22 protein-coding genes and 1 pseudogene are annotated in these 26,411 nt (G+C 69.3%); 20 read left to right on the top strand and 3 right to left on the bottom strand.

Translation table 11 applies throughout. The features are described 5' to 3' along the window. Nucleotide 1 precedes the first annotated feature (1 nt). From HB662_RS01240 to HB662_RS01225, 4 genes are all read left to right on the top strand, one after another. Nucleotides 2–862 carry a hypothetical protein gene (locus HB662_RS01240; protein WP_168046327.1) on the top strand — a complete coding sequence of 287 codons (861 nt, stop codon included), beginning with the start codon at nucleotides 2–4 and terminating at the stop codon, nucleotides 860–862. A gap of 64 nt (nucleotides 863–926) precedes the next feature. Then, nucleotides 927–1,346: a phage tail tube protein gene (locus HB662_RS01235; RefSeq protein ID WP_168046325.1), complete on the top strand. Its 420-nt coding sequence runs from the start codon at nucleotides 927–929 to the stop codon at nucleotides 1,344–1,346. Nucleotides 1,347–1,408: 62 nt separating this feature from the next. Further along, nucleotides 1,409–1,792, top strand: a complete 384-nt coding sequence (locus tag HB662_RS01230) for a GTA-gp10 family protein (protein WP_168046323.1) — start codon at nucleotides 1,409–1,411, stop codon at nucleotides 1,790–1,792. Next, nucleotides 1,789–2,010, top strand: coding sequence for a phage tail assembly chaperone (locus HB662_RS01225; RefSeq protein ID WP_342449439.1), 222 nt, complete (start codon nucleotides 1,789–1,791; stop codon nucleotides 2,008–2,010). The genes HB662_RS01230 and HB662_RS01225 overlap by 4 nt, the downstream gene beginning before the upstream one ends. Here HB662_RS01225 and HB662_RS01220 read toward each other — a convergent pair. Next, nucleotides 2,003–2,299, bottom strand: coding sequence for an addiction module antidote protein (locus HB662_RS01220; RefSeq protein WP_245185368.1), 297 nt, complete (start codon nucleotides 2,297–2,299; stop codon nucleotides 2,003–2,005). The two genes, HB662_RS01225 and HB662_RS01220, sit on opposite strands and share 8 nt — an antisense overlap. A 2-nt stretch (nucleotides 2,300–2,301) precedes the next feature. Beyond that, a complete protein-coding gene (locus tag HB662_RS01215) occupies nucleotides 2,302–2,598 on the bottom strand; it encodes a type II toxin-antitoxin system RelE/ParE family toxin (protein ID WP_168046319.1) in 297 nt (98 codons plus the stop codon). 122 nt (nucleotides 2,599–2,720) lie between these two features. Between HB662_RS01215 and HB662_RS01210 the strand changes: the two genes are divergently transcribed. The 9 genes from HB662_RS01210 (at nucleotide 2,721) to HB662_RS01170 (ending at nucleotide 17,264) form a co-directional block, all read left to right on the top strand. Next, nucleotides 2,721–8,942: a tape measure protein gene (locus tag HB662_RS01210; RefSeq protein ID WP_168046318.1), complete on the top strand. Its 6,222-nt coding sequence runs from the start codon at nucleotides 2,721–2,723 to the stop codon at nucleotides 8,940–8,942. After that, nucleotides 8,939–10,135 carry a hypothetical protein gene (locus tag HB662_RS01205; protein WP_168046317.1) on the top strand — a complete coding sequence of 399 codons (1,197 nt, stop codon included), beginning with the start codon at nucleotides 8,939–8,941 and terminating at the stop codon, nucleotides 10,133–10,135. Before HB662_RS01210 ends, HB662_RS01205 begins: the two co-directional genes overlap by 4 nt. Nucleotides 10,136–10,165: 30 nt before the next feature. Further along, nucleotides 10,166–10,735, top strand: a complete 570-nt coding sequence (locus HB662_RS01200) for a hypothetical protein (protein WP_168046316.1) — start codon at nucleotides 10,166–10,168, stop codon at nucleotides 10,733–10,735. A 3-nt stretch (nucleotides 10,736–10,738) separates the two neighbouring features. Beyond that, a complete protein-coding gene (locus HB662_RS01195) occupies nucleotides 10,739–11,605 on the top strand; it encodes a hypothetical protein (RefSeq protein WP_168046315.1) in 867 nt (288 codons plus the stop codon). After that, nucleotides 11,602–14,526, top strand: coding sequence for a LamG domain-containing protein (locus HB662_RS01190; RefSeq protein ID WP_168046314.1), 2,925 nt, complete (start codon nucleotides 11,602–11,604; stop codon nucleotides 14,524–14,526). Before HB662_RS01195 ends, HB662_RS01190 begins: the two co-directional genes overlap by 4 nt. Continuing rightward, nucleotides 14,526–15,326, top strand: a complete 801-nt coding sequence (locus tag HB662_RS01185) for a hypothetical protein (RefSeq protein WP_168046313.1) — start codon at nucleotides 14,526–14,528, stop codon at nucleotides 15,324–15,326. The genes HB662_RS01190 and HB662_RS01185 overlap by 1 nt, the downstream gene beginning before the upstream one ends. After that, nucleotides 15,326–15,745, top strand: a complete 420-nt coding sequence (locus tag HB662_RS01180) for a hypothetical protein (protein WP_168046312.1) — start codon at nucleotides 15,326–15,328, stop codon at nucleotides 15,743–15,745. Before HB662_RS01185 ends, HB662_RS01180 begins: the two co-directional genes overlap by 1 nt. A 68-nt stretch (nucleotides 15,746–15,813) precedes the next feature. Beyond that, entirely contained in the window at nucleotides 15,814–16,272 is a 459-nt protein-coding gene (locus HB662_RS01175) for a hypothetical protein (RefSeq protein WP_168046311.1), read from the top strand. Beyond that, the gene (locus HB662_RS01170; protein WP_168046308.1) at nucleotides 16,269–17,264 is read left to right on the top strand and encodes an N-acetylmuramidase domain-containing protein; all 996 of its coding nucleotides are present in this window, start codon (nucleotides 16,269–16,271) and stop codon (nucleotides 17,262–17,264) included. The genes HB662_RS01175 and HB662_RS01170 overlap by 4 nt, the downstream gene beginning before the upstream one ends. Nucleotides 17,265–17,720: 456 nt before the next feature. Here the strand turns inward: HB662_RS01170 and HB662_RS01165 are convergent, their stop codons facing one another. After that, complete coding sequence (locus HB662_RS01165) at nucleotides 17,721–18,344, bottom strand: hypothetical protein (protein ID WP_168046306.1); 624 nt, start codon at nucleotides 18,342–18,344, stop codon at nucleotides 17,721–17,723. 380 nt (nucleotides 18,345–18,724) lie between these two features. Between HB662_RS01165 and HB662_RS01160 the strand changes: the two genes are divergently transcribed. From HB662_RS01160 to HB662_RS01130, 7 genes and pseudogenes are all read left to right on the top strand, one after another. Next, nucleotides 18,725–19,519, top strand: a complete 795-nt coding sequence (locus tag HB662_RS01160; protein WP_209443058.1) for an HPP family protein — start codon at nucleotides 18,725–18,727, stop codon at nucleotides 19,517–19,519. A 554-nt stretch (nucleotides 19,520–20,073) separates the two neighbouring features. Next, complete coding sequence (locus tag HB662_RS29890; RefSeq protein WP_245185367.1) at nucleotides 20,074–20,199, top strand: peptidoglycan-binding domain-containing protein; 126 nt, start codon at nucleotides 20,074–20,076, stop codon at nucleotides 20,197–20,199. A 407-nt stretch (nucleotides 20,200–20,606) separates the two neighbouring features. Further along, entirely contained in the window at nucleotides 20,607–20,912 is a 306-nt protein-coding gene (locus HB662_RS01150) for a type II toxin-antitoxin system TacA family antitoxin (protein WP_168046302.1), read from the top strand. Further along, complete coding sequence (locus HB662_RS29555; RefSeq protein WP_168046300.1) at nucleotides 20,819–21,436, top strand: GNAT family N-acetyltransferase; 618 nt, start codon at nucleotides 20,819–20,821, stop codon at nucleotides 21,434–21,436. Before HB662_RS01150 ends, HB662_RS29555 begins: the two co-directional genes overlap by 94 nt. A 1,294-nt stretch (nucleotides 21,437–22,730) precedes the next feature. Next, nucleotides 22,731–23,921 (top strand): annotated as a pseudogene (gene metZ / locus HB662_RS01140) (O-succinylhomoserine sulfhydrylase); the annotation flags it as partial. 217 nt (nucleotides 23,922–24,138) lie between these two features. Continuing rightward, nucleotides 24,139–24,747: a LysE family translocator gene (locus HB662_RS01135; RefSeq protein ID WP_168046297.1), complete on the top strand. Its 609-nt coding sequence runs from the start codon at nucleotides 24,139–24,141 to the stop codon at nucleotides 24,745–24,747. A gap of 86 nt (nucleotides 24,748–24,833) precedes the next feature. Next, nucleotides 24,834–26,408, top strand: coding sequence for an ABC transporter substrate-binding protein (locus HB662_RS01130; RefSeq protein WP_168046296.1), 1,575 nt, complete (start codon nucleotides 24,834–24,836; stop codon nucleotides 26,406–26,408). The last annotated feature ends 3 nt before the right edge of the window (nucleotides 26,409–26,411 follow it).

Raw genomic sequence — 26,411 nt, 5'->3', positions numbered from 1 at the left:
CATGTGGATCCGCTTCACGGCGCCCATGTCGCGGCGGGTGCTGCCCGACAGCGCGCGCACCGCGTTCTTCTACTTCCCCGGCGAGGTGCTGGACCTGCCCGAGGCCTGGGCGCACGAGCATCTGGATGCCGGGGAGGCTGAGCTGGCGCCGAACCCCGAGACCATCCGCCCCGACGATCCCTGGCTGCCGCCCAGCCTGGGCGATGCGCCGCTGACCGTCGCCTGCGTCTACCGCACCGGCGGCATCTATGACGGCCACGACTATGTCGGCCGCCTCGCTCGCGCGGTGGCGCGCCACCTGTCGCGGCCGCACCGCTTCGTCTGCCTGACGGATTCCCAGGACGATCTGGGCGAGGGGGTGGAGGTGGTGCCGCTGCTGCATCGCTGGCCCGGCTTCTGGGCCAAGGTGGAGCTGTTCCGGCCCGGCCTGTTTGACGGGCCAGTGCTGTATCTGGACCTCGATACCGTCATCTGCGGCGACCTGTCCGAGCTGGCGAATGCGGCGGACCCGGTGCTGATGGCCTGGGATCTGGCACGAGGCTGGATCAACAGCAGCCTGATGCGCTGGTCCGTGGATCTCTCCTGCATCCATGAGGCGATGCTGGCGGAGCCGGAGGCGATGATGCGCCGGCTGACCGATGGCAAGGGCATGTGGGGCGACCAGGGCCTGGTCCAGGAAGCGCTGCTGGCGCGCAGCATCGTCTGGCGCTGGGCGCAGGATCTGCTGCCGGGCCAGATCGGCTGGCATCCCTACGGCACCCGCGACATGCCCGCGCCGGACGGCGTGCGCGTCTCGATGTTCTACGGCAACCCGAAGCCGCACGAGATCTCCAGCGACTGGCTCTCCGAGCACTGGCGCTGAGACGGCCGGCCGCGCCGCGCGGCCAAACCTCCACCATCCATCACCCTGAAAGGGAAACCTGAACATGCCAACGACCGCCTACAAAGGCCGCGATGGAAAGGTGCTGATCAGCACCAATGGCGGCAGCACCTTCGTCGAGATCCCCGGCGTGCGCACCACGGGGATGAGCGGCGACAACGGCCCCGTCGACATCACCAACGTCTCCTCCGCCGGGTGGCGGGAGCTGCTGACGGATGCCGGCGTCGCCAGCATCGATGTCTCGATCGACGGCATCGTCAGCACCGGCACCGCCTTCGCCGCCCTGGTGGCACACATGACCGGCAAGACCAGCGGATACTTCCGCGTGTCCTTCGGCAATGGCGGCCAGATGACCGGGCTGTTCACGGTGCAGAACTGGACTGTCACCGGCGCCTACAACGACGCGCAGACCTTCCAGGCCTCGTTGCAGAGCATCGGCGCGCCCACCATCGTCGCCGCCACCTGACGCCGCCGGCGCCGGCCCGCCGGCGCTGGCCGCCCCCGCAAGCCATCACTGGAAAGACCACCATGACCGATCCGAACCCCGCCCCGGCGCCGGCCGCCAGCCCGGTGGCGCACCTGAACCCCAGCCGCAAGACCGTGACGTTCACCCTGGCGGGCCGGGACTACCCCGTGCGGGCCTCGCTCGGCCTGATGTGCGAGGTGGAGACTAGGTTCGGCCCGGCCACCGCGCTGTTCGACCGGATGCAGGCGCGGCAGTTCCGCATCACCGAGCTGCGGGCGCTGCTGAAGGTGCTGCTGCCGGAGGATGCGCCGAGCGGGGAGGCGCTGGACGAGGCCCTGGAAGCCGCCGGCCTGGTGGAGGTGATGAACCGGGCGCAGATCCTGCTGGCCTTCGGTCTCGCCTCCGACCAGCCGGAGGATGGAAAGAAGCCGCCGGCGGGAAACTGACGCCCCAGCCGCTGCCCTACCAGCGTCTGCTGGAACAGGGCTGCGGCTGGTTGCGCTGGCCGCCGGCGGCGGTCTGGGACGCCACGCTGGCGGAACTCTGCGCAGCCCTGAACGGCTGGCAGGAATCGAAGACGGGCAAGAACCCGCGCTTGGAAAACGAGCGCATGGCGGCGCTCTACGCCGAGGCGAAGGCGGCGGAGGCGTCAGCCGCTAGGTGAGGGGGGTGCCGGCTGGCTCCACCGTCAGCCGCATGCCCAGCGCGTCCAGTACCTGCATCAGCGTCTCCACGCGGGGATTCCCGGTCTCGCGCAGGGTCTTGTAGAGGCTTTCGCGGCCCAGCCCGGTGGCTTCCGCCACGCTGGCCATGCCGCGAGCCCGCGCAACAGTGCCGAGGGCCTGCATCAGGCCCGGCAGCCCGTCTTCCTCCAGCGCCAGGCGCAGATACCTCGCCTGGGTTTCCTGATCGTCCAGCAGCTCCGCCGGGTCGAATTCCTGGGTCTTGGCCATCTTCATTCCTCCGCTTCCTGCGCCAGCCGCTTGGCCAGCTCGATGTCCCGCTGCTGTGTCGCCTTGTCGCCGCCGCACAGCAGGATGATCACCACGGACCCGCGCTGCACGAAGTAGATGCGGTAGCCGGGGCCGTAGGTGATCCGCAGCTCTGACACGCCCTGACCGACCGGCTTCACATCGCCGGGGTTGCCAGCCTGAAGTCGCTCCAGCCGCCGCGCGATGCGGGCCTTCGCCTCGCGGTCCCGCAGGGACTTGATCCAGGCGGAGAAGGCTTCGGTGCTGCGCAGCGTGATCATGTCCGTATTCTACAGGATACGGTCGCGACCTCAAGCGGAAAGTATCCGAAAGGATACAATTTCCCGGTCCTGTCGGGTAGCGCGAACGCGCGCCCCAGCACCTTTTCCCCCAAAGGAAAGCAATGTCTGGCTCCCGCACCTTCGAGATCGTGATCCGTGGCGATGCCCGCCAGGTTGAGCAGGCCCTCGCCGCAGCTGGTGCAACGGCGGAGCGCACCAGCCGGCGCATTCAGTCGGGGATGGGCAATGCCGGCACCTCGCTCCGCGAGCTCGGCGACAGCGGCGCCACCGCGGAGCGGATGCTGGGAGGCTTGGCATCGCGGCTCGGCCCGGTGGGCGCCGGGCTGTCCGCGATGGGCGCTGTTGGCACAGGCGTGGCTGCGACGCTGGCAGCTGTGGCCCTCGGCGCCGCCGCTGTCGCGCGCGCGGGCGAGGAGATGGTGGTCTCGCTCAACCGCCTGAAGAGCGCCACCGGATCGGTTGAAGCAGCGCGCGATGTCTATGAGCGGCTGTACCGCGTCAGCCTACAGACGGGCGTCTCCGTCTCGGAATCGGTCGATGCATTCAGCCGCTTCGCCATTGCCGGCCGCGCCATCGGCGCCACCAATGAACAGGTGGTGGAGCTGGTCGCGACGATCCAGAGCGCGGGAAAGCTCGCGGGCGCCAGCGCGCAAGAGGTTGGCGCGGCTTCCATGCAGCTTGCCCAGGCGCTGGCATCCGGCGTGCTGCAGGGCGACGAGCTGCGCAGCCTGCTGGAGCAAATGCCACAACTGGCGGAGCGTCTTGCGGGAGAGCTGGGCGTTTCCATCGGTGAGCTGCGCCGCATGGGGTCCGAAGGCCGGCTGACGGCGGACCGGGTGTTCCCGGCGCTGCTGCGGGCCGGGGAAGACCTTCGCAAAGAGCTCGGCCAGATGGCCCCGACGATGGCGGACGGCTTCGCCACGTTGCGGACTGCGACGCAACGCTTTCTGGGCGACCTTGATGAGGCCTTGGGGCTGTCGCGCCGTATTGGCGCGGCGCTACAGGGCGCCGGCGAGGCGCTGGATGGTGCGCGCCGTCGCTTCGTGCCTACGGCGACGGAGCAGCTTGAGCAGATCGAAGCGGAGGCAAGGGCCCGCATCGCCACGCTGCAGGCGCAGCTTACGCAGCTTGACCAGCGCGCGCCCTCGGCCCGTCGCGGATCGATCCAGCCGGCTCTGCAGGCGACGGCGCGTGAAGCGTCGGGCGGCGCAGCGGTCCGAGAGGCGGAGCTGCGCGCCGAGGTCGCGCGCCAGCTGGCCATCATCGAGGATGCACAAATCCAGCGCATCGCCATCGAGAGCGAAGGCGACCTGCGCAGCTTCAACGAACAGATGCAGGGTCAGGCGCGCGCCCAGGCCGCCCGCCGCGCGGATCTGACGACCCGCGTCGAAGCCTTGCGGCAGCAGCTCGACCAGGTTGCCAAGGCGGAGGCGGACCATGCCAAGCGCATGGAGACCCTGCGCGGCGCGCTTGCCGGCGGTGCGATCGACCAAGCCCGGTACAACCGGCTGGTGGCGCAATCGGAAGAAGCCTTGGCCAAGGCGCGCGAGGGCGCGGCCAGGGCCGCGGCCGATCCGGCCGCCGAACGCGCCGCCGAGAAGCGGCGGGATGTGCTGGCCACGGTGGAGCGCGAGCTCGATGCAGCCGAGCGGGAGCGCGATGCCGCCCTGCTGAGCGCCCAGGCGCGGCGCGAGCTGGCCGTGCAGATGGACATCGAGCGGCGCATCCGCGAAGCCGGTATTCCCGCCGTCGAGCGCCGGACGGAGGCGGAGCGGGAGGCGGCCGAGACAATCGAGCGCCAGGTGCGCGCGACGCAGAGCATGCGCGAGGAAACCGCGCGCGCCACTGAGGCCCGGCAGCAGGCCACGCAGGCAGCCGAGCGCGCGACGCAAGAAGCCTCCGGCCGCGCCGAAGAAAGTGTGCGGGAGATGGCCCGCACCTCGGAGCGGATCGCGGAGGATGCCTCGGAGGCGATCTTCGACAGCCTGACGGATCGCGGCCGCGCGCAATCCGTGATGGACTGGTTCCGCACGCTGTTCAAGCGCATCGCGGTCCAGGCGCTTTCGGCCAATGTGCTGCTGCCCATCACGACCCAGGTCGTGGGCTTGGCGCCCAGCGTCTTCGGCGCTTCCGGCGCGGCCGCAGGCGCAGGCACCGCTGGCGGAGGGATGAGCGGGCTTGGCAGCTTGTCGAACCTCTACTCGCTCGGCAGCAATGCCTACAGCATGTACACGGGGGCGGGCGCCACCGGCATGGCTGCGGGCATCAACAGCCTGGGCGTCAGCAGCGGCCTGTTCGGCAACGGCGTGACCTTCTCGGCGGGCTCCGGCGCGGCGTCCTATGGCGGCTTCGGCGTGGCCGGCGAGGGCGCTGTCTCGGGCGTGTTCGGCTCCGGCACCGCCTCCGCAGCGCTCGGCGGCATTGGCCTGGGCTTTGCCGGCGGCAGCATGCTGGGCGGCTACCTGGCGGGGGACAGCGAGGCGCGCCAGACCAACGCGCAGATCGGCGCCGGCGCCGGATCCCTGGCAGGCTTCGCCATCGGGACCATGCTCGGCGGCCCGGTTCTCGGCGCGATCCTCGGCGGCCTGATGGGCGGCGGCGCCGGCGGCCTGATCGGCCCCGGCCCCAAGACCAACGCCTACGGCTTCGGCGTGGGCGCGGAGGATGGCCGCTTCACCCTGGACGGGTACCTGAGCCGGACGGGCAACGGCAATGGCGGGGCCGAAGCCTACGCTGCCGCATCGCAGACCTTCGCTGCGGTCAATGCGCTGATCGCCGCGGCCGGCGTCTCCGTCTCCGGCGCCAGCACCATCGCCGCCGGCGGAGACGTCGATCCATCGCATCGTGGCTCGGCCGGCGCGGCGCTTCAGGACTTCCGGTTCACCGCGGCCAACGACAGCCGCCTGGATGCCGTGTTGCAGGGCCGCACCTTCGACAGTGTCGAGGCGCTGGCCGGCATCATCCAGGAAGTGCAGCAGCTCGGCGCTGTGGTGGACGCGATCAACGACCCGGTCTCGGCCTTCCAGCAGCAGGTCGACACGCTGCATGCCAGCTTCGACGCTTCCATCCAGTCGGCCCAGCGGCTGGGCTTCGGCGAGGCGGAGCTGACCGCGGAGCGGGACCGCCAAGTGGCTGCGCTGATCGCGCAGCGGGATACCCAGGTGGCCGTCTCGCGCGCCGAAATCGCGGAGAACCTGCTACGCGCCCAGGGCCGCTCGGCACAGGCCGATGCGGCCCAGGCGCAGCGGGAGGCAAATGTCGCCATCGAGGCGTATCGCGACAACCTGAAGGCGCTGGGCCTGACCGTGGCCGAGGCCGCGCCGCATGTCGCTGCCCTGACCGAGCAGCTGGTAGCGCAGCAGCGGGCGACGGCGGCCGCGACACAAGAGGCGCAGCGGCGCGCGATCGCCGATCTGGATACCGGCAGCCGCCGCGCCATCGCCGCCGCCTCCGGCCATGTGGCCGATGGGCGGGCGGCGGACCTGTTCGCCTTCGACGAAAGCACCCGCCGCCGCCTCGCGGAGGCCGAGGCGGAGTTGAAGAGCCTCGGCTTCACTGCGGAGGCGATCGCGCCCCGGCTGGCCCAGCTGCAAGATCAATTGCGGCTGGAGCGCGAGGCGTTGGAAGCCAGCTACCGGGCGCGGGAGGATGCGGCGCGCCAGGCGCTGGATGACCGGGTCTTCGCGGCGACCAGCGACAATTCGACCCTGGCCGGCGCCCTGGCCGCGCTGGAGCGCCAGCAGGCGCGTGAGAGGCTGGAAGCGGCCCGCACGGGCCTGGTCAGCCTGACCGAATTGCAGGTGGTCCACGCGGTCGAGACGGCCAAGGTGATGCAGGACTTCGCCGCGCAGGCGCAGGCGGCCGCGACGCAGACGCGGGACGCCATGCGCGGCCTCGGCGGCGGCATCCGGGAATATCTGGACCGGCTGGCCGGCACGCCCGCCGGTGGACTGTCGCCGGCCGCGCAGTTGCAGGCGGCACAGGCAGCCTTTCAGCGCGACCTGACGCTGGCGCAAGGCGGGGACCAGGCGGCGCTGGGCCGCATCACCAATTCTGCCGATGCCCTGCTCGCGGCGCAGCAGGCATGGAGCGGCAGCGGCGGCCAAACCGCGGCGATGCGGGAGTGGGTAACCTCCCAGCTCGGCATGCTGCCGGCGGTGCGGGACTATGACGCGGAGATGCTGGCGGCCCTGCAGGCGCTGCCGGGCAACATCTCCGCCACGCTCGACCTCAAGGGGCGGATCCTGGAGCTGTACGAGCCGGCGATCCTGCAGCGCGTCGACCCCGCGATCCGCCAGATCATCGAATCCCTGCGCCCGCTGTCGGAGGCGGAGCTGCGGCAGATGGTCTCGGCCGGTACCATCCGCCAGGCGGTGGAACAGGTGCTTGGCCGCCCGCTGACGGCGGCGGAGCTGGCGCGGCTGAAGGGCGCCGGCACGCTGCGCCAGATGGTGGAACAGCTCCTCGGCCGCGCCCTGACGCCGGCGGAGGTCGCGCGGCTGGAGAATGCCGGCACGCTGCGCCAGGTGGTGGAGCAGATGCTGGGGCGCACCCTGACTCCGGCGGAGGCCGCGCGGCTGGAGGCGCCGGGCAGCGTCCGCCAAGTGGTGGAGCAGATCCTCGGCCGCGGCCTGACGGCGGTGGAACTGGCGCGGCTGGAGACGGGCGGCACGCTGCGCCAGGTGGTGGAGCAGCTCCTCGGCCGCACCCTGACGGCGGCGGAGGCCGCGCGGCTGGAAGCCCCTGGTACCGTGCGCCAGGCGGTGGAGCAGATCATGGGCCGCGCCCTGACGGCCGCGGAGCTGGCGCAGCTGGAGGGCCCGGGCCCGGTGCGCCAGACCGTGGAGCAGCTGCTGGGCCGCGCCCTGACAGCCGCCGAGCTGGCGAAGCTGGAAGATGCCGGCACGCTGCGCCAGGTGGTGGAACAGATCCTGGGCCGCACCCTGACGGAAGCCGAGGCCGGCCGCCTGCGCGGCTCGGGCAATGTGCGGCAGACGGTGGAGCAGTTCCTGGGCCGGCTGCTAACCGCGGATGAATTCGCGAAGCTGTCGAAGCCGCGGAACATCAACCAGATCGTGCAGCAGTTCCTCGGCCGGCCGCTGACGGCGGCCGAGATGGCGAAGCTGGAGGATGCCGGCAGCATCCGCCAGACGGTGGAGCAGATCCTGGGCCGCACGCTGACGGCGGCCGAAACCGCGCGGCTGGAGGATGCGGGGGCGCTGCGGCAGACCGTGGAGCAGATCCTCGGCCGCACCCTGACGGAGGCGGAGGCGGCAAAGCTGCGCGCCTCGGGCAATGTGCGGCAGACAGTGGAGCAGTTCCTTGGCCGGGTTCTGACGGAAGCCGAATTCGCGCAGCTGTCGAAGCCCCGGAACATCAACCAGATCGTGCAGCAGTTCCTCGGCCGCCCGCTGACCGCGGCGGAGGTCGCGCGGCTGGAGGGGGCCGCGACGCTGCGCCAGGTGGTGGAGCAGATGCTCGGCCGCACCCTGACGGCGGCGGAGCTGGCGAAGCTGGAGGATGCCGGCACGCTGCGCCAGGTGGTCGAGCAGATCCTTGGCCGCGCGCTGACCGCGGCCGATCTGGCCCGGCTGCAGCAGCCTGGCACGGTGCAGCAGTTGGTGGAGCAGATGCTCGGCCGCGCGCTGACCCCCGCCGAGAAGGCGGCGCTGGTCTCTGCCGGCGCCGTGCCGCGCACCATCACGCAGCAGATCCTGGGCCCCACCGGGGCGGAGCTGCTGACGGCGGCGAACATCGCGCGGACGATCCAGCTCGGCTTCGACTATGCCGTGACGAACCAGTTCTCGTACCTGCACAACCTGGCCGATATCCGCACCTTCCTGTTCCATCTGCGGGAAGCCGCGCGCGGGGCAGGGGGCGGCCTGCGCGTCACCACCCTGCAGGCCAGCGGCACGCTGAACGGCGCCTTTGCGGATGGGGGCGGGGTGCTGGCGAACAGCCCCGGCTGGGGCGGCAACTACGGTGGGCTGGTGGCGAACGCCATGGGCAACGCCATGGCCCGCGCCCGCGTCATCCCCTTCGCGCGCGGCGGCCTGCCGGAGATGGTCAGCGCGCCGACCTTCGCGCCCATGGCCATGTTCGGCGAGGCGGGGCCGGAGGCGATCATGCCGCTGCGCCGCGGGCGTGACGGCCGCCTGGGCGTGGCCATGCAGGGCGGCGACGGCGCGCGCAGCCTGGCGCAGCTACAGCACATGACGGCGGTACTGCAGGCCGGGTTCAAGACGCTGTTGCAGGGCTTCGGCGGGCTGCAGCAGGAAATGGCCGATCTGCGCCGCCGCCTCGACCCGGACCGCGCCGCATGACGATGCAGGTCTACCTGGTGGAGGTGGGGTGCTGGCTCGGCGGCACCTCCGGCAGCGCCGTGGCGGTCGGCACCGGCCTGCGCAGCTTCGCCCTGGCCGGCGGCGCGCCGGTCCCGGTGCCGGGCATGACGCTGCGCGTGGAGCGCGCCGCGGCCGCCGGCACCTACATGACCGGCATCGTGGTGGCGGCCAGCGAAGCCGGCTTCACGATGCAGGTGCAGGCCACGGGCGGCAGCGGCACGCATTCGGATTGGGTGTGCACCGCCGGGACCCTCCGCTTTTCCAGCGGCCGAGGCATGACCACCTCCGGCGCCGATACCCCGCCACATGTCCGCTTCGACCCGCGCCTGCGCCAGGCGCTGGAGATCCGCCGCGACATGTTCGACCGCGGCACCACGGGCGGCCGCAGCCGGATCGAATACGGGGAGCTGGTGCTGGCCAACCCCGATGGCGCCTATGACCGCCTGCTGGATTATGGCTTCGACGCCCGCCGCGTCACCGTCCGCGTCGGCCAGGAAGGCGCTCCATTCCCCGCGGCCTTCCCCGTGGTGCTGGTCTGCACGGCCGAGCGCATCATCGGGGAGGGCGCGACCCTGACCCTGCGGCTGCGCACCCGCCAGGCGGAGCTGGACCGCCCCATCCAGCGCAACCGCTACGGCGGCACGAACAGCCTGCCGGATGGCCTGGATGGCACGCCGGATGACCTGCAGGGCCGCGCGCGCCCGCTGGTCTTCGGCCAGGTGGCCAACATCACGCCCCTGCAGGTCAACACCGCCCGGCTGATCTGGCAGGTGAATGATGGCTCCGTGCAGGACATCCCCGCCGTCTATGACGGAGGCTTCGCGCTTACGCGCGGGGCGGATTACGCGGACCAGGCGGATATGGAGGCCAACCCGCCGGCCAGCGGCACCTATCGCGCCTGGCTCGGCGGCGGCTACTTCGCCCTGGGCGATTCCCCGGCCGGTGAGGTGACGGCGGATGCGGTGCAGGGCGCCTCGGCCGCGGATCGCAGCATCGCCCGCATCGTCGCCGCGATCGTCACCGGGCCCGGCGAGATCGACCCCGGCGATGTGGTCACCGCAGACATCGACGCGATGCACGCCGCCTTCTCGGCGGAGGTCTGCTGCTACGTGGCGGAGGATCGCAGCATCGCCGATGTACTGGATGACCTCTGCGCCTCCGGCGGCATGTGATGGGGTTTCGATCGGCTCGGGCGGTTCCGCATGGGGCGCCTGGTGGCGCCGGCCGGCGACCCGGCGGTGACCTTCCGGCGTTTCGGCGGCGGCGTGGTGGCCGAGGCGGCGAATGATGCGGACATTATCTCCTCCGAGCTGCTGGCGCCGCAGGATCCGGGCGCTGGCTTGCCCGTGCGCAGAGTCGTGGTGCGCTATGCCCGCAACTGGACACCGCAGACCACCGGCATCAATGGCGGCGTCTCCGATGCGCGCCGCGCCTGGCTGGCGGAGCCTTATCGCGCCACGGCGCCGGCCGAGGATGCCGCCGTGGCCGCCAAGCACCCGCTGGCGGAGGATCTGGTGATCGACACGCTGCTGGTGCATGCGGCCGATGCGGCGGCGGAGCGCGACCGGCAGCTGGCCCTGCGCAGCGTCCGCCGCGACCGGCTGCGCATCCGATCCCGGCTGGATGCCGACCTGCTTGCGGCGGTGGATGTCGGCGCCGTGGTGCGCGTGGTGCAGCCGCGCTGGCGCTGCGATGCCGGCCGCCTCTTCGTTGTCATCGGTCCGGCCATCGATGCGCGCATTTCGGGTCTCGACGTGGTGGTGTGGGGCTGAGGCATGGCGAATCCTATCCTGGCATTCCCGAACCGGGCGGATGCCGCAACGATCACCGGCGGTGGCTGGCGGGCGGAGCTGCCGCTGGCCAACCTGCAGGATCGCCGGCTGTCGCATGTCGCGCGGTCCAGCAGCGCCAGCGTTAACGACACGAAGTTCGACGTGGATCTTGGTGCGCCGCGGGGCATCCGCATCTTCGCGCTCATCGGCATCAACATCACCGACGTGGCCACTTATCGCCTGCGCGGTTCGCGCAATGCCGGCTTCACCGATGTCGTCTTCGACTCCGGCGCGGCGGGCACCAATGTGTGGCCCGTCGTCTACTCCTCCGACTCCCTCGACTGGGAGGACGACAACTGGTGGACGGGGCGGTACGCGGCGGAGGAAATCGCCGGCTACACCTGGACCCTGCTGCATGTCCTGCCGGTCACCACGGTGGCGCGCTACTGGCGGCTGGAGGTGTTCGATCCGACCAATGCCGCCGGCTATGTCCAGGCGGGCCGGCTGTTCCTGGCCGGCCAGTGGCAGCCGGATCGCGGCATGGCCTTCGGCGCGCAGCTCGCGCTGGAGGATCGGACGCAGATCGAGCAGGCCGAAGGCGGCGCCGAGTATTTCGACGTGCGGCCCATCTCCCGGATCTTCCGCTTCCGCCTGCAGGCGCTGCGGCGCGACGACGCGCATTCGCGCGCCTTCGAGATCATGCGGCAGGCCGGCACGCATCGGGACGTGTTCCTGGTGATCGATCCCGACGACACGACACAGCGCATCCGCCGGTCCTTCCTGGGCCGCCTGCGCGAATTGTCGCCGCTGGAATACGAGCTGCCGCAGCACGACAGCTTGGGCTTTGAGGTCAAGGAGGTGATCGGATGACGCGGGTTGTCGTCAATGGAAACGCATACAGCGATGATGGCTCGGCGGTCCGGGACATGCGCCAGGGTGGGCACCGCGAATGGCTACTGCTGATGCTCGGCGACGTGATCGCCGAGATCAACAGCACCTCCGCCGTGGCCAAGGCTGGCGAGGCCGCCATCAGCGCATCGGTCGCCCTGCAGGCCAAGGCGTTGGCGGAGGCGGTGGCTGCCAGCATCACGGTGGGCAGCACGGCGAGCCTCGCCTATCCGGAGGTCGTGAAGAACCTGGCGACGGCGAGCGATGTGGTGGACGTCTTCGTCTACGACACGCGGCTGGACAGCGATGGCGGGGCCTGGACCGATCGATGCCACGGCGCGAGCTGGTTCAGCGAGACGCTGAACACGCCGACGCGCGGCGCGAAGCGGGCCTTCCCGAAGAAGGGGATCATCGTCCTGCGAAGCGGTACCACGAACCCGCTGGCGCTCTATGACGCGCTGGACCTCGATCCGGCGACGGGCGCACCGCGCCTGTGGCGCATCTTCCCGCGCAGCTCCGGCGGCATCCTCGATGGAACGCCCGCCGCCTGCTTCGCCATGAACGGTCGCGTCTGGGTTGCGACCAGCGCTGGCCTCTACACCCTGGACTTTCCCGCCGATCGCGCGAGCAGGCGCGATGCCACAGATCGCAGGCACTGGAATGCTGGTATCGCGAATGCGAGCGTCTACGGCGGCGCAGCCACGTCGGGCGCCATCGTCTCCGCCTCCTGCAACCACGTCCATGCTCGGGTGTTGCCGGGCGGTCCGCTGGACCCGGTAGGCGGCCTGCCGATCCCGACCGTGGCGGTGGCGACCCCGGCCGGCGTGAGCGTGATCCACCCCACCGGCGCGGTGGCGAACGTCACCCACGCGACCGGCTACAGCCAAGCGGAGATCGTCAGCGATGCCCAGCTGATGCTCTGCGAGGCGGCGGCCCGCAATATCGACGTGGGACCGATGCCCTATGCCGCCACCGTGGCGCGGGGAAGCTGGCGCACTCATGGCGTCACGCCGAGCTCGGCCCCCGCCTTGCTCGCCAGCAGCACCGGCACCCGCTACCGGCTCTGCGGCAACCGAGCGGCGTTCTCGACTGCCGAAGGCCTCACCTTTCTCGCGCCGGATGACGCCAACAATCTGAACGGCATGGTGGCCTACACGACCAAGGACTACGCCACCGGCTGGCAGCCTGGCGCCGCGCTGATGGCGGCGCTGTGCGAGGGCGCGGTTGGCGTGGTTGTGGCGAGCGGCAACCTCATCACCAACGGCAGCTTCACCTCGGACGTGTCGGGGTGGAATGGCCCTGGCGTGTGGAGCGCGGACGGGGCTGTGATCACCGCTCCAGGTGGCGCCGCGGACAATCGCTTCTTCCAGACCATCACCTGCGAGGTCGGCGCCGCCTACACGATCGACGTCACGACCGAGGCGGGTGGGAATTCCCGTAACCTGTTCGTCGCCGCCGGCCTGAACAATACCAGCCCTGGAAGCGCGCTGGCGTCGTTCACGACAAGCGGTGTCCTGATGCGCGTCGATTTCATCGCGACATCCACCAACATGACGGTTGTTCTGCGGACGGATTCCACGACCGCTGGCCAGACCTTCACCGTCAAAAGCGTGTCGGCGAAGAAGAGTGCCGCGGACCGCAGCTATCGGGGTGGCGGCCTGGTCATCGAGGGGGCGCTCACGCGGGCCGCAGTTTCGGCCGGGGCGGACCTCGCTGCCTGGTCCGGGTGGTCGAACAGCAACTATCTCCGGCAGCCCTACAACCCCGACCTCGATTTCGGCACGGGTGATTTTTCCATTGCGCTCTGGACGACCAACCCGAACGCGAACTCCCGGAGTCTGTTGAGCCGTTCATCCGCGACTGGCTTGCTTGGCATTTCCACGGTCTCGGGGCAGTGGAGACTCTTCACAGGTGACGGGGGCGGTTCGACCATCCTGTCGGGGACCACAACGCCGCCCGCCACAGGCTACAACCACATCATCGGGATCCGTCGTGCGGGGGTGCTGGAGTTGTGGGTCAATGGAACGCTGGAGGCTTCTGCTGCTTCCACGCGCAACCTCACCGACACCAGCGCGGTCCTGACGATCGGGAACAACTTCGGCCTGACCTCGGCCTGGGAAGGCGCTTTGGCCCTCCTGCGCATCTCTGCCTATGCCCCGACGCCGGCGCAGATCGCCAGGATGTACGCGGACGAGCGCCCCCTGTTCGATGTGGGCGCCAAGGCCTTCCTCGGCGGGACCAGTAGCGCCGTCGCCGACGCAACCTATTCCGAGGCCTCCGGGTGGCTCGCCGCGGCAACAGCCGATGGCGTGTCGATCTTCGCTGGTCTGCGGCGTGCGGAGTACCTGGACGGCGCCAGCATCCCGCTGGCGATCGCCAACGACACGATGCGCGCGGTGGGCATGGAGGGAGGCGTCGTGGCCTTCGGCAGCTCCGCCAATGCCGGCATGCGGCGCGATGCGATCATCGGCCTTGACCGGATGCCAGCCACGCCCGTGCGCGCCGGCACCTTACGGCGCATGCGTGCCGCCGGCGTCACACCGGATGCCTCGCCGCTGTCCCTCGTGCCGCGCATCCACATCGGGGAGCGTGAGACGGTGCTGGTGGAGGCGACCATCGTGGGACGGGTCAATGGCGCCAGCGACAGCGAGCGCCTGAGCTATGTCCGCCGCGGGGTCTACTACCGCCAGGCAGGCGGCAACGTGACCTTGCAGGGCAGCGTGCAGACCATCGGCACGGATACCGAGACCACCTCGGGCGCGGATGCAACGCTGGCCATCGACACCGCCGCGCAGACCGTCACGCCGCAGGTTACGGGCGTGGCCGCCACCCGCATCGTCTGGGCGGCGGATATCCGCATCACCCGCGCGAGCGAGGGCTCGCTCTATGAGGAAGCCGCTTGATGGTCGCCTCCGACATGCTCCCGGCGGTCTACGCCGATGGTCGCTACCTGCGGCGCTGGTCGCTGATCGGCGGCCATCCCCGCTGCATCCTGCCGCCTCTGGTGCTGGCGGAGGCCACGCCGGCTGAGGTGGCGGCGGCCGAGGCGACCAATGCGCGCATCCATGGCTTGGCCGCCGCGGCCGAGGCGCTGGAGGCGCAAGCCGCCCTGGCGGCCCAGCCCCCGCCCGATCTGCCTGGCCACGAAGCGGACGCTTGGCAGGCGGCGCGGCAGGCGGTGGAGGTCGCCTCGCCGAAACTGCTGGCGCTGATCGAGCTGCGGCAGGGCGAGCCGCCCGGCCCGCCCGTCTCGCTCGCCCTCATCGATGCCGGCGGCACCGTGGTCAACGTGCTGGCCGTCGATCCCGGGTGGGAGCCGGACCCCTCTCTGGCCGCGGTTCCGCTGGGCCCGGACGCCCGGGTCGGTGCCACCTACGCCGAGGGCGTCTTCACGCCGCCGCCGGTGCCGGCCCCGGTGCCGGCCGAGGTCACGCTGCGGCAGCTGCTGTTCGCTCTCGTGGGCGCCGGCTGGATCACGGAGGCGGAGGCCCTGGCCGCGGCCCGGACCGGGGAGGTGCCGGCCAGCCTGGCCGACATACTCCCCGACCTGTCCGAGGCCGAGCAATCCAACCTGCGTCTGACATGGGCAGCGATGTACTCGGCCGAGCGCAGCAGCTCGGTGTGGGACCTCTTCATCAGTGCAGGCGTGGCCACCGCCGAGCAGGTAGATGACCTGTTCCGCGCAGCCGGGCAGGTGGCGTGATGACGGCGGTGGAAGCCACCCGCGGGCTGCCCGACTGGGCCAAGCTGTTCCTGCCCATGCTGCTGACCCTGCTCCTGGGCGGCACGGCCTGGCTGGTGCAGTGGGGCGAGATGCGCCAGGCGCGCCAGCAGGACCAGGCGGCGATCTCGGCGCTGCAACAGCAGATATCGGCCCTGGCCAACAAGGTGGACGGGTATGCCGGCGCGACCCTCACCATGGCGGAGCAGCAGCGAAGCGACGATCGCCGCCTCTCGGCCGTGGAAACCGAGATCGGCACCGCCCGCGGCGTCTCCTCGCTGATTGCCTCGCAGATCGGCGAGATGCGCGCCGTCCTGCAGGGCCTTCGCGACGAACAGCAGATGCTGCGCCGGGCGCTGGAGAACCGCCAGCGCAGCGCGCTGTCGCACAACCCGGCCTGAGCCGGTTGCTGCCGGCGTCGCCGGCGGCCTGAACCCGCGCCGCCCGGGCTGGGCGGCAGATCATCATCATGGAGATCATCATGGACTGGACCAACGTCATCCTGACGTTGCTGACGGCTGTCCTGCTGCCGCTCGCCGGCGTGTGGGTGCAGCGATACGTGGCGGATGCCCGCCTGGCGCAGTGGGCGCAGGGCGCGATCGCCGCCGCCGGCCGCGTCGCCATTGCGGTGAAGGCGGCCCGGCAGCGCAGCCCCGCCACGCCGATCGATGCCCTGCTGCGGGTGGAGGCCTCGGCCGAGGCGCAGCGCTTCTTTGCCTCCTACTCCGCTACTGCCCGCAGCCTGGGGGCGACGGTGGACGACGCCACCAGCAGGATCCAGGGCGAGGCGGGGCGGATGCTGCTGCTGTCGGGGCCGCCGCCTGTCTTCGCCGAGCTGGGCGAGATGCAGCAGGATGACGGCTTCGCGGCCGCCGTGGCGGATCGGGTGGCCGAGCGGCTGCGCCCGGCGGCGGAGCCCGTGCGATGAACCCGGTCCTTCGCCTCTTCACCTGGTGGGCTTCGCGGCGGAAGGCTGCCGCGCCAGCCGTCCGCACCGCCGCGCCGATCGCCAGCGCTCCCGCCCCGGCACCGCCGGCGGCGGCTCCCCCGAGGGCCGTCGAGGATCATCCCGGCGGCACGCTCGGCTACCTGGCGGAGGCGCTGAACGCGCCTGCGCCTGCCGCGCCGCGCGGCAAGTCACTCGGGCCGGATGACCTGGCGCGCGCGGCCGCGGCGCTGGGCGACAGCGTGGCCGCCGTCCAGGCGGTGCTGACGGTGGAGACCGGCGGCGCCGGCGGGTTTTTGACTGATGGCCGCCCGCGCATCCTGTTCGAGGCGCATCTGTTCAGCCGCGCCACCGGCCGGCACTGGGACGCCAGCCACCCGAAGATCTCTGCCCAGCCCTGGGACCGGCGTCTATATGCCGGCGGGGCGGGGGAGTGGCCCCGTCTGAAGGCGGCCGCTGCGCTGAATCGCCCGGCCGCCCTTTCCAGCGCCTCCTGGGGCCTGGCGCAGATCCTCGGCAGCAACCACAGGGCCGCCGGTCATGCAACGGTGGAGGGCTACGCCGCGGCAATGCAGGAGAGCGAGGGGCGTCAGCTGGATGCCCTCGTGTCCTTCCTGCGAGCCGAGGGTCTGGACCGCCTGCTGCGCGCCCGGGATTGGACCGGATTCGCCCGGCGCTACAACGGCCCCGGCTATGTGGCGAACGCCTATGACCAGAAGCTGGCGGCCGCCTATGCCGACGCGGCCGGGCTGGCACCGCTGGCGCGGCCAATCTCCTCGATGCTTCGCATCGGTCATCGAGGAGGCGTCGTGCTGCGGGTGCAGCAGGCGCTCAACCAGGTGGGCGCCAGCCTGCAGGCGGACGGCGTGTTCGGCCGCGTGACGGAGATCGCGGTGCAGCAGTTCCAGGATGCGCGGGGGCTGGCGCCGGATGGCGTGGTGGGACCGGCGACAGCCCGCGCGCTCGGGCTGTAGCAGAAACTGGCCTCTGGCGTAGAGGTTGCCTGCCAGGGCTAAAGATGCGACGGTCAAAACGTGGAAACGATCAGGAAGCCGCTTAGCGATTCCGATTTGAACGCTCTTCGAGCGAGGGTAGATGCGGCCGCACGCGAGCTTAATCGCGCCATGGCCGCGGCAGCCGAACTGGACTTTCGAGTGCGGCTGACGAGCCATCGCCAGGAGCTGAATGACCAGGTCGAGGCGAGAGTGCATTGGACTCCTGCGGTCCGAGTCAGCATTGATCGACGCAAATAGCCATCGGCACTGTCGCTGACACCGCTGCGGCGTTGTACCCAGCAGCTTCACTTGCCTTCAGCGCATCAACAGCCGCCATCAGCGGCATGGTCCTACCGGTGCTGTTGATCAACCCCGTTTGCAGGACGCGCGGCCTGCAGCGTGGCTGTGACGGGCGGGGGAGGGCGTATGACCCACCTATCGCAGCGGAGCGACATCGCTCCACCTGTCCGCCCGTTCATCCTCGTGTGCCTGCGCCCGGGCGCTGGCGTCGGCAGCGTGCATCTCCGGCCAGCTTCGCAGGCTGGTGCAGATAGTGGTGCCGTAAACCTGCCGTGCTGTGGCTGCAGTTGTGTCTGCCATGTCGGTGGCGCCGTTGATTCGCGACAGGAACGCTGTGCGTTCCGAGCCCTTGTTGAACACGGGCGCGCTGTCATATTCCTTGATGACGGTGGTCATGGGGGAGATTGCTGCCCGCTCCGCCCACTGCGGAGACCTGCTGCGGCAGACCTTGGCGGCGAGCGTACTAATGAAACGATCCGGCAGGGCGTGAACCACGCCATCCGGCGGCGCGAGCGGCGCTTCACGGCCTCTGCCGAACGCAGCGATGTAGTCGTAGCTGCCGACCACTTGCCGCGCTTCCGCGCATACAGGCTGAGGCATCCTCTGGTGCAGCAGCACGCCTATCCGATGTGCGGCGTGAATGGCGCCTGACGCTCGGGAAATCGCGGCGGCGTCAGGATAGCGAACGCCCATCGCCATTCTGATCGGAATACCCCAAGCCCTAGGGCGGTCGCGTGCCAAACCGAGCAGGCCGGCCATTAGCTCGCTACCCCACTCCGCGGTTCGCACTCCGCAGGCGGGCGCTGTGGCAGCCAGATAGGCGGGCCATGCATTGGAGGTGATTGTGTTGCCGTCCGCGCCCTGCTGTGCCGCGGCCGGTTCTGCCAAGGCAACGCTGAGCACAATTAGGGTCCACCGCATGGCCCGCTACCTCCTCGACCTGAGCGACATCGTGCACGCTGGCGCGGGAGCGGGTGCAATGCAACGCGCCATGGGTTCTGTCACGGGAAGGACGTCGATGGATGACAGAAGGCGAAGTGGGCCCCACGCAATCGCGGAAACGTCTTCAGCGATGGGGCGTCTTCTTCTGGGGCGGGTCGTAATGCTACCTGTCATGGTGCATGCCTGACGAGACAATCATGAATTCCAAGCTGATGCCGCGCCTGCGTCTCTTCGTCCCGATGCTCGCAGGGGGTAGTTTGCGAGACCGCATTTTCGGTTGTGTCGGAGCGAGCCTCGGCATCGCAGTGACGGCCCTTTTCTGCGGGTATCTGGTAACCTGGGACCGGGACCTTCCGCTTATCGTTGCACCCATCGGTGCGTCAGCTGTGCTGCTTTTTGCCGTCCCTGCCAGCCCGCTGGCGCAGCCCTGGCCCATCTTCGGCGGCAACGTGATATCGTCGATCATCGGCGTCGCGGTGGCCCACGTCATTCCAGATCAAGCATTCGCGGCGAGCGTCGCAGTTGGTTCGGCAATTGTCGCTATGTCACTGCTCCGGTGCCTGCACCCTCCCGGTGGTGCGGCGGCACTAACCGCCGTCATCGGCGGGCCCAAGATCTTGGCGTTGGGTTATGAGTTCGCACTGTTTCCAATCGCCATCAACTCAGCGGTTTTGCTTGGGATGGGGTGGCTGTTCCACCGATTCTCGGGCCACTCCTATCCACATCGTACGGCTACTGCGGCTTTGCCGATGCCGGTTCCCAATCGCCGCCCCGCGTTTCACCCGGACGCCATCGACAAGGCGCTGGCAGATGTTGGTGAAACCTTCGACATCACTCGCGAGGACCTAAACTTGCTCCTGCAGCGCGCTGAGTTTCACGAGCAGCGCCGCACGAAGAATGGGTTGGCCCTCCCGCCGCTGCTCGCTCACGCCGTCGATCTGCCGGGCGGGCCTCCGGACGAAGCGGTCAGGGACGAGGGTCGTAGGGGATAGTGAACAGCCTCTCGATTTCTTTGGCGGGCACCACTGAAGCAGAGCCGGACGCGATCAGGACTAGTGCCAGAAGGGCGTGCCAGAGCGGGAGCCGCATGGCATGCCTGAAGAGGTGGTGAGGCCGGCTGCATCCAGCACAAATTCTGGTCTCGTCTACCTCCGGTGCGTTTGACGTCCAATTCCGCCGTGCTGCTTCGGCCGAGCGATGGCGTGCTCTCGCGCCCCACTAAGCGGTTGGCGACACCGGCTCGCATGCGGCGCACGGTTTCGCCGTTATGGAAATGGATCATACGGGATCGTGGACCAGCTTGCCATATTCCGATCTCGCATCATCCATGCTGAGGCACAGGCCAGCAGGATGACGAGCACGAGAACATACGAGAGCAAATTTCGCATACCTGACCTGTTTGCGCGGGGGGGCGAGGCCTCTATCCCAGATAGTTTACCTCTGTCTGTATGGGGCTGGTCGATGCGGCCTCGGCGCGCTGATCTGTCGGCTGTCTCGGACCGCCAACGCTCGCGGATCTGTCCTGACCTTCCGCGCCGACAAGCTGGTGCACGATGGCCTGTTCGGCCGGGTGAGAGAGATCGCGGTGCAGAAGTTCCAGGCGCAGATGGGGCTGGCGCCGGATGGCGTGGTGGGGTCGGCGACGGCACGGGCGCTGGGGCTGGGGCTGTAGCTATCGGGCGTCCTCGCAAGTACTGTCCACCATGGAAACCCCGCCTGGTCGTGTGTCGGGCGGGGCTTTCTGCGTTTCGGGGCTGGTGGTAGCGCGCCGGTGAGGCCTCCCAGGAACCTCGTATCGCGATCCCGCCCTTGCGGGCGGCCCTACGGCAGGGAGAGTTGCACCGTATCGCGGCGCGCCGTGGAGGCTTGGCGTGATCGGGATGCGCCACCAGGGACGTCTTGCTGCCGAGCCAATGACACGCCCCAGCCGCGGCGAGGTCCGCAAGGGGTGCTGCAATTTCTGCAGCGCAGGAGGCGGAACCATCAATATGTATTGACGTTGTCCGCACGCCACGTGTATGCACGCCGTGCGCACAACGCCAAAGGCGACGCGCCATGACAGACCCACAGGAGACACCTATGACCGCATTGCGCAGGGAGCGGGACGACGACAATGAAGGCTCCCAGGAGGTGAAAATCAACCTCCGCGCGCGCAAGGAAGACTCTGAACTGATTGATCGGGCCGCCAAAATGCAGGGCAAAACGCGTACAGCGTTCATGCTGGAGAGTGCCCGAAAGGCAGCTGTAGACACACTACTTGATCAGCGGCAGTTCTTTGTCGTTGAAGAGCGATGGAAGGCTTTTACGGCGGCGCTGGACGCTCCGCCGGAGGACAACCCGGCGCTGAAGCGTCTTCTGCAAAAGAGGGCCCCTTGGGAAAAATAGTTCCCCTAACGGTGGCGTCCGCGCGCCTGCGGTCGCCCCACCCGCTTCAAGGCGACCACAAGCTGTGCAACTTCGATTGCGGCGAAGCGGTGCTGGATGACTGGCTTCGGCGATGGGCGTTGGCGAACCAGGTCAGTCGCGCAAGCAGGACCTTCGTGCTGACCCATGAGGGCGAGACCGACGTGGTGGCCTTCTTTACGCTGGCCGCTGGCTCGGTTGCCCACTCCGATTGCATCCGAGACGTGAGACGCCAGATGCCCGATCCAGCACCCATTACGATCTTGGCACGTCTGGCGGTTCACAGGGCTTACCATGGTGGTGGCATCGGTGCTGCCATGCTTCGTGAGGCAATGCGAAGAAGCCTTGCGGCCTCAGAAGAGATAGGCAGCGCGGCACTCTTGGTGCATGCCATCAATCCGAAAGCTGAAGCGTTCTACATGAAGTACGGCTTCAAGCCGTCGCCACTAACGCCATCCACGCTGATGATTCCAATGAAGACGATCTTAAAGAACATGGCCGCTTGAGTCTGCCACTGCAGCTCGTGGTGTCCTGAAAGATCGCTGGTGCCGCTTAGCCCATGGGCACATGAGAGTGGGGGAATGGTCGGATTTGCCTAACCGCGAACACCGTCTGCCCCGACCCTGAGCCACGTCGCAATGGCGTGGGTGAAGGTACCCCGCGAGGATCACGAGAACCCTCGCGGGGGGCGGTTGTCGTCCGCCGACCAGGAACGCGGGCGACAGTAGTCGCCCGAGTCGCAGCCGGCAACCGTCTTCTGTTCTCGCAGTCAAGGAGGTGCTGACGTGGCGAAAGCTCGGCAGCAGCTCCTCCCGGGTTTCGGCCTGATCTTCAGGGCCACTCGGACCACCAGTAGCGGTCTTGTGCTGAAAGCGCGGGACTACGGCTACCAGGGTTGGCCGATGGTCATTTGGGTCGGGCTCGAGCCCACCGGGTAGGGGCTCCCGCCGGTCCTACAGGGCCGGCGGGCACCCTCATCTCGCCGCCAACAATACTAAATAGGAGACAGGCCCATGGCCAAGAGAACTGAAGTTACCTCACCCCGCGTGGCGTCCACTGCGTCGGAGTTGCTGTCTTCACCGAAGAGTTCGCCTGCCGTGAAGTCGGTCGCTGCCTCCGCACTCACACAGGCAACAAGCCGTCCGGTGACCAAGAAAAAGTAACTGCGGCGCGCAGGTCACTCATCGCTCTGCCGCAAGTACCGTGCGTTAGCAGATGAGGCAGGAGCGGGATGGAGGCTCGCCCCCATCGGCCGAGTGCAGCGCAACCCCGGCCGCCAGGCCTGGGGCGCCGTAACCCATCCGCGCCGCGAGCGACCGAAGGGTAAGGCTTCCGTTTGCCACGGATCGGCGGCGAGACATCGGTGCAAGATGTCTGCCATGAACGGGGCAAGAACATGCGCCGGTCAAATCCCTGGCAACCACCGGAACGCTTAGCGGATTTTTGCCAGGCGGGGCCGCAGAAAACTGCGGATGCGTTCTTCTATCTCTGAACTACGCCCGCAGCCCTGCCTCTATATCCGCCTCCGCCCCAACCCTGCAAGCTGCCCCACAGCTGTCACACGCTGCTTGACCGCCGCCCGCCCCGCTCGTAAGCCATGCCCAGGCGCTCATGCGCCCCTCGCGATTTGTCCGGCCTGATTGCGGCGAGGTCCCGGTGTACCGGGCGGAGGATCTGGTTCCTCCGAAAACAAGCGCGCTAAAGGGTCGCGGGGTCCGTCATATGCGGTCCTGTTGCCCCGGAAGGGGGCCGGACGTCCTGTGGTCGCAGCCGCCGTGCTGCAGCTTTTAGGTGTCCCTTATGGCCAGAACCCTGCCCGACCGTCCGCTCCGCCCCGCCACGCTGCTGGTGCGCGGTGGGCAGATGCGCTCCAACCACGACGAGACGTCGGAGGCGCTCTACCTCACCTCCGGCTTCGTCTATGAAAGCGCCGGCCAGGCGGAGGATACCTTCCTCGGCACCACCCAGCACTACCAGTATTCCCGCTTCGGCAACCCCACCGTCACCATGCTGGAAGACCGGCTGGCGGCGCTGGAAGGCGCGGAGGCCTGCCGCCTGACCGCCACCGGCATGGCCGCGGTGCATGCGGCCCTGCTGTCGCACCTGAAGGCCGGGGACCGGGTGGTGGCGTCCCGTGCGCTGTTCGGGTCCTGCCACTGGATCGTCTCCACCCTGCTGCCGCGCTACGGCATCTCCACCACCTTCGTCGATGGCGGCAACCTCGAGGAATGGAAGGCGGCGTTCGAGACGCCGGCCACCCTGGTCCTGCTGGAGACGCCCTCCAACCCGATGCTGGACCTGGTGGACCTCGCCGCGGTCTGCGACCTGGCGCATGCGGCCGGCGCGCTGGTGGTGGTGGACAATGTCTTCGCCACGCCGCTGCTGCAGAAGCCGATGGATTTCGGCGCCGATGTCGTCGTCTATTCGCTGACCAAGCACATGGACGGCCAGGGCCGCGTGCTCGGCGGCGCCGTGATGGGGAAGAAGAAGTGGGTCGATGAGGTGCTGCAGCCCTTCATCCGCAACACCGGCCCCTCGATCAGCCCGTTCAACGCCTGGGTCATCCTGAAGGGGCTGGAGACGCTGCACCTGCGGCTGCCCGCCATGTGCCGCGCCGCCGCCGCCATCGCCGATTTCCTGGCGGAGCGGGTGGAGATCGCGCGCGTGCTGTACCCCTTCCGCATCGACCATCCGCAGCAGGCCCTCGCCAAGGCGCAGATGGCCGCCGGCGGCAGCCTGGTGACCTTCGACGTGAAGGGCGGCAAGCCGGAGGCCTTCCGCTTCCTGGACGCGCTGAAGCTGATCGACGTCTCGAACAACCTGGGCGATGCGAAGTCCCTGGTGACGCATCCCGCAACCACCACGCATATGCGCGTCGGCGCGGAGGAACGCACCAAGCTCGGCATCACCGACGGCACCATCCGCCTGTCGGTGGGGCTGGAGGATGTGGCCGACCTGATCGCCGACCTGTCGGAGGCGCTGGATGCCATCGCCCCGGCGCCGAAGCCCACCAAGCGCGCCAAGGTGGTGATCGAGACACCCGCCGCCGCACCCGCCGCGGCGGAAGCGGAGCCGCCGCCGCCGCCGCCGCGCCCCGCGAAGAAGCCCGCCAAGCCGAAGCCGCAGGCCGATGCGACGCTGTTCGAGATGGTGGGCGACCTGCCGGAAGCGCCGAGCCGAAAGAAGTAACCGGAGGAAGCAGGCTGCGATGGACCTCGACATCTGGCTGGCCTTCTGCGCAGCGGCCACGGTCATGCTGCTGATCCCGGGGCCGACCATCCTGCTGGTGATCGGCCAGAGCCTCGGCGGCGGCGCGCGCAACGCGCTGCCGCTGGTGGCCGGCGTGGCGCTGGGCGACCTGACGGCGATGACCCTGTCGCTGGCTGGCCTCGGCGCCATCCTCGCCACTTCCGCCGCGCTGTTCACCGCGCTGAAATGGGTCGGCGCGGCGTATCTGGTGTGGCTGGGGGTGAAGATGTGGCGCGCGCCGGTGCAGGCAGGCGCGGTGCCGCCACTGGCCGGCGGGCAGGCGCTGCGCCAGGCTTGGCTGGTCACGGCGCTGAACCCGAAGGGCATCGTGTTCTTCGTGGCCTTCGTGCCGCAATTCATCGACCCGGCGCGGCCGTTCCTGGCGCAGGCCGTGGTGCTGGTCGCCACCTTCGTGACGCTGGGCGCGGCCAATGCGGCGATCTATGCGGCGCTCGCCGGGCGGTTGTCCGGCGCCGTGCGGCGGCCTTCCGTGCGCCGGGTGCTGAACCGGGTGGGCGGCGGCGTGCTGATGGGGGCCGGGCTGGCGGTGGCGCTGCGGCGCGGCTGAGTTTTCTGCTGCGCTGCAACAGATCCGGTTTACACGCTGCGGAACCCGTTCCTACACTCGCCGGCAACCCGATCCGAGGTGCCGCGATGCCACCCAAGCTCCGCCGCTGGCTCCGCCTTCTGCCGATCCTGGCAGTGCCCCTGCTGCCGGTGGCGGCGCCCCAGGCCCAGAGCCAGACTCTGACGGCGGTGCTGGAAGCCGAGATCGTCACGCTCGATCCGCATTTCACCCCCGCCTATATCACCCGCACCTTCGGCTACATGGTCTTCGACACGCTGTTCGCCGCGGACAGCCAGGGCCGCATCCAGCCGCAGATGGTGCAGGACTGGACCCGGTCCGAGGACGGCCTCACCTGGTCCTTCACGCTGCGCGATGGCCTGGCCTTTCACGATGGCGCGCCGGTCACGGCGGCGGATGTGGTGGCCTCGCTGCGGCGCTGGGGCAGCCGTTCCGCGCTTGGCGGCCGGTTGATGGCGGCCACCGCCTCGCTGCAGGCGAATGACGCGAAGCGCTTCACCCTGGTGCTGAGCCAGCCCTTCGGCCTGGTGCTGGATGCGCTTGGCACCACCTCCTCCCCGGTTCCCTTCATCCTGCCGGAGCGGCTGGCCCGCACGCCGGGGACGGAGCGGATCACGGAGATCATCGGCTCCGGCCCCTTCACCTATGCCCAGGCGGACCACCGCACCGGCGACCGCATGCTGCTGCGCCGCAATGCGCGCTACGTGCCGCGCGCGGAACCCGCGGACCATCTGGCCGGCGGCAAGCAGGTGCGGATCGCGGCGCTGGATATCCGCGTGATCCCGGATGGCCAGACCGCCACCGCCGCCATGCGCGCCGGCGAGGTCGATTTCATCCAATACGCACCCTTCGACATGCTGGCCCTGCTGGAGCGCGATGGGGGCATCCGGGTGCAGAGTTTTACGGGGCTCGACCAGTTCACCGGCCATTATCGCACCAACGCCGCCTCCGGCCCCTTCGCCGACCCGGCGGTGCGCCGCGTGCTGCTGCATCTGGTGGACCAAAGCGAGGTGATGGCGGGCTTCGGCCTGTCGGACCGCTACGCCCGCACCTGCAACGCCTTCTTCATCTGCGGATCGCCCTACGAATCCGACATCGGCACGGAGCCGATGCGCAGCCCCTCCATCGAGGCCGCGCGCGCTGCCCTGGCGCAGACGCGCTATGCCGGGGAGCCCGTCGTCGTCCTCGTCGCCAACGACCTGGAAGCCGCGAAGATTTCCTCGGAAATCCTGGCGGACCGGCTGCGCCGCGCCGGCTTCACCGTGGACATGCAGGTGATGGACTGGGCTTCCGTCCTTGCCCGACGCACGCGGCGTGAGGGATGGAGCGTCTTCGGCGTGCATGCGCTGGGCGTCGATCTGCACAACCCGCTGACCAATTCCGTGATCGGCTTCAACTGTACCAATGCGACCACCGGCGGCTTCCATTGCGAGGAGCGCCTGACGCCGCTGTTCGCCGCCTTCGCCGCGGCGCCGACGCTGGAAGCCCGGCAGGCGATCGCGGCGCAGATGCAGGCGATCATCTACGAACAGGGCATCGCCGTGCCCTGGGGCCAGTTCGCGCAGCCCGCAGCCTCCCGCGTGCAGTTGGAGAACCTGATCCCCTCGGCGATCCCGCTGTTCTGGAATGTGGGGAAGCGATAGCCG

Source organism: Falsiroseomonas frigidaquae, assembly GCF_012163145.1.
GTDB classification, from domain to species: domain Bacteria; phylum Pseudomonadota; class Alphaproteobacteria; order Acetobacterales; family Acetobacteraceae; genus Falsiroseomonas; species Falsiroseomonas frigidaquae.
This window is presented reverse-complemented; position numbering and strand designations above follow the sequence as displayed.